Source organism: Pseudomonas sp. GZD-209, from assembly GCF_049310485.1.
Taxonomy (GTDB): Bacteria; Pseudomonadota; Gammaproteobacteria; order Pseudomonadales; family Pseudomonadaceae; genus Aquipseudomonas; species Aquipseudomonas sichuanensis.
In genome coordinates this window covers 1-4,393 of the sequence record NZ_JBMOWQ010000204.1, presented here as the reverse complement: position 1 = coordinate 4,393, position 4,393 = coordinate 1, and the positions used below count along the sequence as shown (strand labels likewise).

Here is a 4,393-nt window from a genome sequence, read left to right as displayed (position 1 = left end):
TTGAAACTGGGAAGCGGGCTTGCCCCGCGATATGCACCGATCCTGTGCCTGCTGCACCTTGCGAAGGCACAAACCCCCTCAAAAACCGGCCAATTAGCCCTGAAAGCCAGTATTTCCGGGTATTTCAAAACTGGCACGCCCCCTGCAATAACTACTGCAACTCCAGTTTCGGGGGCCTCGGTACAGGCAGGCCGGGATAGCCCCTCTTTTATTCGCAGCAGCAACACCGTTTCGGGGACCCTGGTACAGGCAGGCCGGGAAATCCCCCTTTTATTCACCACAGCAACCCGCTTTGGGGACCTCGGTACAGGCAGGCCGGGACATCCCCTCTTTTATTCGTGCAGCCTCACCTGCACCTTCCAGCGCCCGTCGTCCTCTGCACCTGACCATTCCCCTCGCAGGGGGCGCGCGGCAATCAGCGTCAGCAGCAAGCCTTCCTTGCCCTTCTGCACCCGCCAGGCCACCGGTTTGTCCTGCAAGAACAACTGGCCGCGCTGGGCCTTGCCCTCGGCCTGGAACGCCAGCGCCACGGTGCCATCGACGTTCTCACCATGCAGCTGGGGTTCTTCGTTGAACCACAGGTCCAGGCCATCCTGCACCACCTCGACCTGCTGCAGCACCCGCTCGTCCGGAGTGGTCAGGCGGCCGATCATCAGGCCCACCATCAACCCGACGATGGCCAACGACAGGATCATCTTCGGGAACGCCTTCGAACGCACATCGGGTTCGGGGGTAGAATGCCCGTCATCTTCATGCTTGGAGCCGTGCATGTTTCACGTCATCCTTTTTCAACCTGAAATTCCGCCGAACACCGGCAATATCATCCGCCTGTGCGCCAACAGCGGCTGCGCCCTGCACCTGATCGAACCCATCAGCTTCGAACTGGATGACAAGCGCCTGCGCCGCGCCGGGCTGGATTACCACGAGTATGCCACGCTCAAGCGCCATGAAAGCCTGGCCGGATGCCTGGAAAGCCTGGGCAACCCGCGGCTGTTCGCCTTCACGACCAAAGGCTCGCACCCCTTCCACGAAGTCGCCTACCAACCGGGCGATGCCTTCCTGTTCGGCCCCGAGAGCCGCGGCCTGCCGGCCGAGGTACTGGACAGCCTGCCGGCCGAGCAGCGTCTGCGTTTGCCCATGCGCCCAGGGTGCCGCAGCTTGAACCTGTCCAATACCGTGGCGGTGACGGTGTATGAGGCGTGGCGGCAGAACGGCTTTGCCGGGAGCTGATGCATTGCCTGTTCTGGCCTATCGCGGGGCAAGCCCGCTCCCACGCTAGAATCTCGATCGGCGTGGGAGCGGCGGTGCGCCGCTGCGACTTGCCCCGCGATAGGGCCGGTACTGCCAACACAAAAAAAGCGCCCCGAAAGGCGCTTTTTTCATGACCGGTGCAATTACTGCACGGTCGGCACTTCACCGGCTTCCTGCATGCGCTGCATTTCTTGCGCGTACAGGGCGTCGAAGTTGACCGGCGACAGCATCAGCGCCGGGAACGAGCCACGGGTCACCAGGCTGTCCAGCGCCTCACGGGCGTACGGGAACAGGATGTTCGGGCAGAACGCGCCGAGGGTGTGGCTCATCGAGGCCGCGTCGAGGCCTGCGATCAGGAAGATGCCGGCCTGCTGCACTTCGGCGATGAACGCCACTTCTTCACCGTTCTTCACGGTCACCGACAGGGTCAGCACCACTTCATGGAAGTCGCCTTCCAGGGCTTTCTGGCGGGTGTTCAGGTCCAGCGAGACATTCGGCTCCCACTGCTGGCGGAAGATCTGCGGGCTCTTCGGAGCCTCGAACGACAGATCGCGCACGTAGATGCGCTGCAGGGAGAACTGTGGGCTGTTGTCTGCAGCCGCGCCGTTGGTCTGTTGGTCAGTCATGGCAGATCCTTATCCTAATGTTTTCGAATGCAGTGCAAAGTCAGGCCGCCAGCAGCGCGTCGAGCTTGCCCGCGCGCTCCAGGGCATAAAGGTCATCGCATCCACCGACGTGCGTACTGCCGATCCAGATCTGCGGTACCGAAGTACGGCCGGCCTTCTGGCTCATTTCGGCGCGCAGCTGCGGCTTGCCGTCGACCTTGATCTCGTCGAACGCCACGCCCTTGCTCTCGAGCAGGTACTTGGCGCGCATGCAGTAGGGGCAGTAGTCGCTGGAGTAGACGATGACGGGCTTCATATCACTTCACCAGGGGCAGGTTATCGGCTTTCCAGCTGGATACGCCACCGCTCAGCTTGGCCGCGGTGTAACCAGCCTTGAGCAGCTCGCGGCAGATGGTGCCGGACTGCTGGCCCATCGCGTCGACGACGATCAGGGTCTTCTCTTTATGTTTTTCCAGCTCGGTCATACGGCTGACCAGCTTGTCCTGCGGGATGTTCACCGCACCGACGATGTGCCCGGCGGAATACTCCTTGGCAGGGCGAATATCGATGACCAGCGCCTTGTCGGCGTTGACCAGCGCGGTCAGCTGGCCGTTGCTCAGGCTCTGGCCACCACGACGCACTTCGTTGATCAGCAGCAGGACCAGCAGAACGACGAAGATCGCCACCAGGATGAAGTGATCTGTCGCGAATTGAATCAGGTGAGCAACCATCGGGGGTGTTCCAGGCGATTGAAAATGGCGGCCAGTATACACAGCCCCCCATGACCACCAAAGCCCGGTGGGCCACCGGCAAAACCGGCTTCATGTTGCATATCCGACAGCGCTGGTCGGACAAGGGGAGGAATATTCGCCGTCGGTGGCGGATTTGCCCTAAAATGCGTGTCTTTATCATCTTTGAACAACCGTGAGTTTGATTGATGACGAGTACGCCTAAACCCCTGGTCCTGATTATCCTGGATGGCTTCGGACACAGCGAAAGCCCCGAATACAACGCCATCTTCGCCGCCAACACACCGGTCTACGACCGCCTGCGCGCCACCCAGCCGCACGGTCTGATCTCGGGGTCCGGCATGGACGTGGGCCTGCCCGACGGGCAGATGGGCAACTCTGAAGTCGGTCACATGAACCTCGGCGCCGGCCGCGTGGTGTACCAGGACTTCACCCGGGTCACCAAAGCCATCCGCGACGGCGAGTTCTTCGCAAACCCGGTGCTCACCGGCGCGGTGGACAAGGCCGTCAGTGCCGGCAAGGCCGTGCATATCCTCGGCCTGCTCTCCGACGGTGGCGTGCACAGCCACCAGGACCACCTGGTGGCCATGGCCGAACTGGCGGCCCAGCGTGGCGCCGAGAAGATCTACCTGCACGCCTTCCTCGACGGCCGCGACACCCCGCCGCGCAGCGCCCAGTCGTCCATCGAACTGCTCGACGCCACCTTTGCCAAGCTGGGCAAGGGCCGTATCGCCAGTCTGATCGGCCGCTACTACGCGATGGACCGCGATAACCGCTGGGACCGTGTAAGCGCCGCCTACAACCTGATCGTCGATAGCGCCGCCCAATACACCGCCGACAGCGCCGTGGCCGGCCTCGAGGCAGCCTACGCCCGTGACGAGAGCGACGAGTTCGTCAAGGCCACGCGCATCGGCGAAGCGGTCACGGTCGAGGATGGCGACGCAGTCATCTTCATGAACTTCCGCGCCGACCGTGCCCGCGAGCTGTCGCGGGTGTTCGTCGAGCCTGACTTCAACGAATTCCCACGCAACCGCCAGGCAAAACTGGCCGCCTTCATCGGCCTGACCCAGTACTCGGCGAAAATCCCGGCGCCAGCGGCCTTTGCTCCGTCCAGCCTGAACAATGTGCTCGGCGAGTACCTGGCGAAGAACGGCAAGACCCAGCTGCGCATCGCCGAAACCGAGAAATACGCCCACGTCACCTTCTTCTTCTCCGGCGGCCGTGAAGAGCCGTTCGAAGGCGAAGAGCGCATCCTGATCCCGTCGCCGAAGGTCGCCACCTACGACCTGCAGCCGGAAATGAACGCCCCCGAGGTGACCGACCGCATCGTCGAGGCCATCGAGCAGCAGCGTTTTGACGTGATCGTGGTCAACTATGCCAACGGCGACATGGTCGGCCACACCGGCGTGTTCGAGGCAGCGGTCAAGGCGGTCGAGGCCCTCGACACCTGCGTCGGCCGCATCGTCGAGGCACTGGCAAAGGTCGACGGCGAAGCGCTGATCACCGCCGACCACGGCAACGTCGAGCAGATGGAAGACGCCTGCACTGGCCAGGCGCACACCGCCCATACCAGCGAGCCAGTGCCGTTCATCTATGTCGGCAAACGCAAGGTCAAGGTGCGTGACGGCGGCGTGCTGGCCGACGTGGCGCCGACCATGCTCAAGCTGCTGGGATTGGAAAAGCCCGCAGAGATGACCGGTACCTCAATTCTGGTCGACCTGTAACAGAGCGTGGGAGGGGGGGAAGGGGCGGGGGGGGGGGGGGGGGGGAGGGAGGTAGAGCCCATCT

The 4,393-nt window shown here is 62.9% G+C and carries 6 protein-coding genes; 2 read left to right on the top strand and 4 right to left on the bottom strand.

Annotated features, from left to right (window positions below; genetic code table 11):
- Positions 1 to 332 precede the first annotated feature (332 nt).
- The gene (locus tag ACO6VM_RS21530; RefSeq protein WP_422403797.1) at positions 333 to 770 is read right to left on the bottom strand and encodes a hypothetical protein; all 438 of its coding nucleotides are present in this window, start codon (positions 768 to 770) and stop codon (positions 333 to 335) included.
- Between ACO6VM_RS21530 and trmL the strand changes: the two genes are divergently transcribed.
- Complete coding sequence (trmL, locus tag ACO6VM_RS21525) at positions 769 to 1,230, top strand: tRNA (uridine(34)/cytosine(34)/5-carboxymethylaminomethyluridine(34)-2'-O)-methyltransferase TrmL (RefSeq protein WP_054884254.1); 462 nt, start codon at positions 769 to 771, stop codon at positions 1,228 to 1,230. The genes ACO6VM_RS21530 and trmL overlap by 2 nt on opposite strands.
- Positions 1,231 to 1,394: 164 nt before the next feature.
- Here the strand turns inward: trmL and secB are convergent, their stop codons facing one another.
- The 3 genes from secB to ACO6VM_RS21510 are packed head-to-tail and all read right to left on the bottom strand — an operon-like array spanning position 1,395 to position 2,587.
- Positions 1,395 to 1,877: a protein-export chaperone SecB gene (gene secB, locus ACO6VM_RS21520; protein ID WP_125465874.1), complete on the bottom strand. Its 483-nt coding sequence runs from the start codon at positions 1,875 to 1,877 to the stop codon at positions 1,395 to 1,397.
- A gap of 40 nt (positions 1,878 to 1,917) precedes the next feature.
- Positions 1,918 to 2,172: a glutaredoxin 3 gene (grxC, locus tag ACO6VM_RS21515; protein WP_051099547.1), complete on the bottom strand. Its 255-nt coding sequence runs from the start codon at positions 2,170 to 2,172 to the stop codon at positions 1,918 to 1,920.
- A gap of 1 nt (position 2,173) precedes the next feature.
- Positions 2,174 to 2,587 (bottom strand): rhodanese-like domain-containing protein, encoded by a 414-nt coding sequence (locus ACO6VM_RS21510; RefSeq protein ID WP_401055584.1) that lies wholly within the window; start codon positions 2,585 to 2,587, stop codon positions 2,174 to 2,176.
- 206 nt (positions 2,588 to 2,793) lie between these two features.
- Here ACO6VM_RS21510 and gpmI point away from each other — a divergent pair, with 206 nt between their 5' ends.
- On the top strand, positions 2,794 to 4,329 hold the full coding sequence (gpmI, locus tag ACO6VM_RS21505) for a 2,3-bisphosphoglycerate-independent phosphoglycerate mutase (RefSeq protein WP_422403796.1): 1,536 nt from the start codon (positions 2,794 to 2,796) through the stop codon (positions 4,327 to 4,329).
- Positions 4,330 to 4,393: the final 64 nt, after the last annotated feature.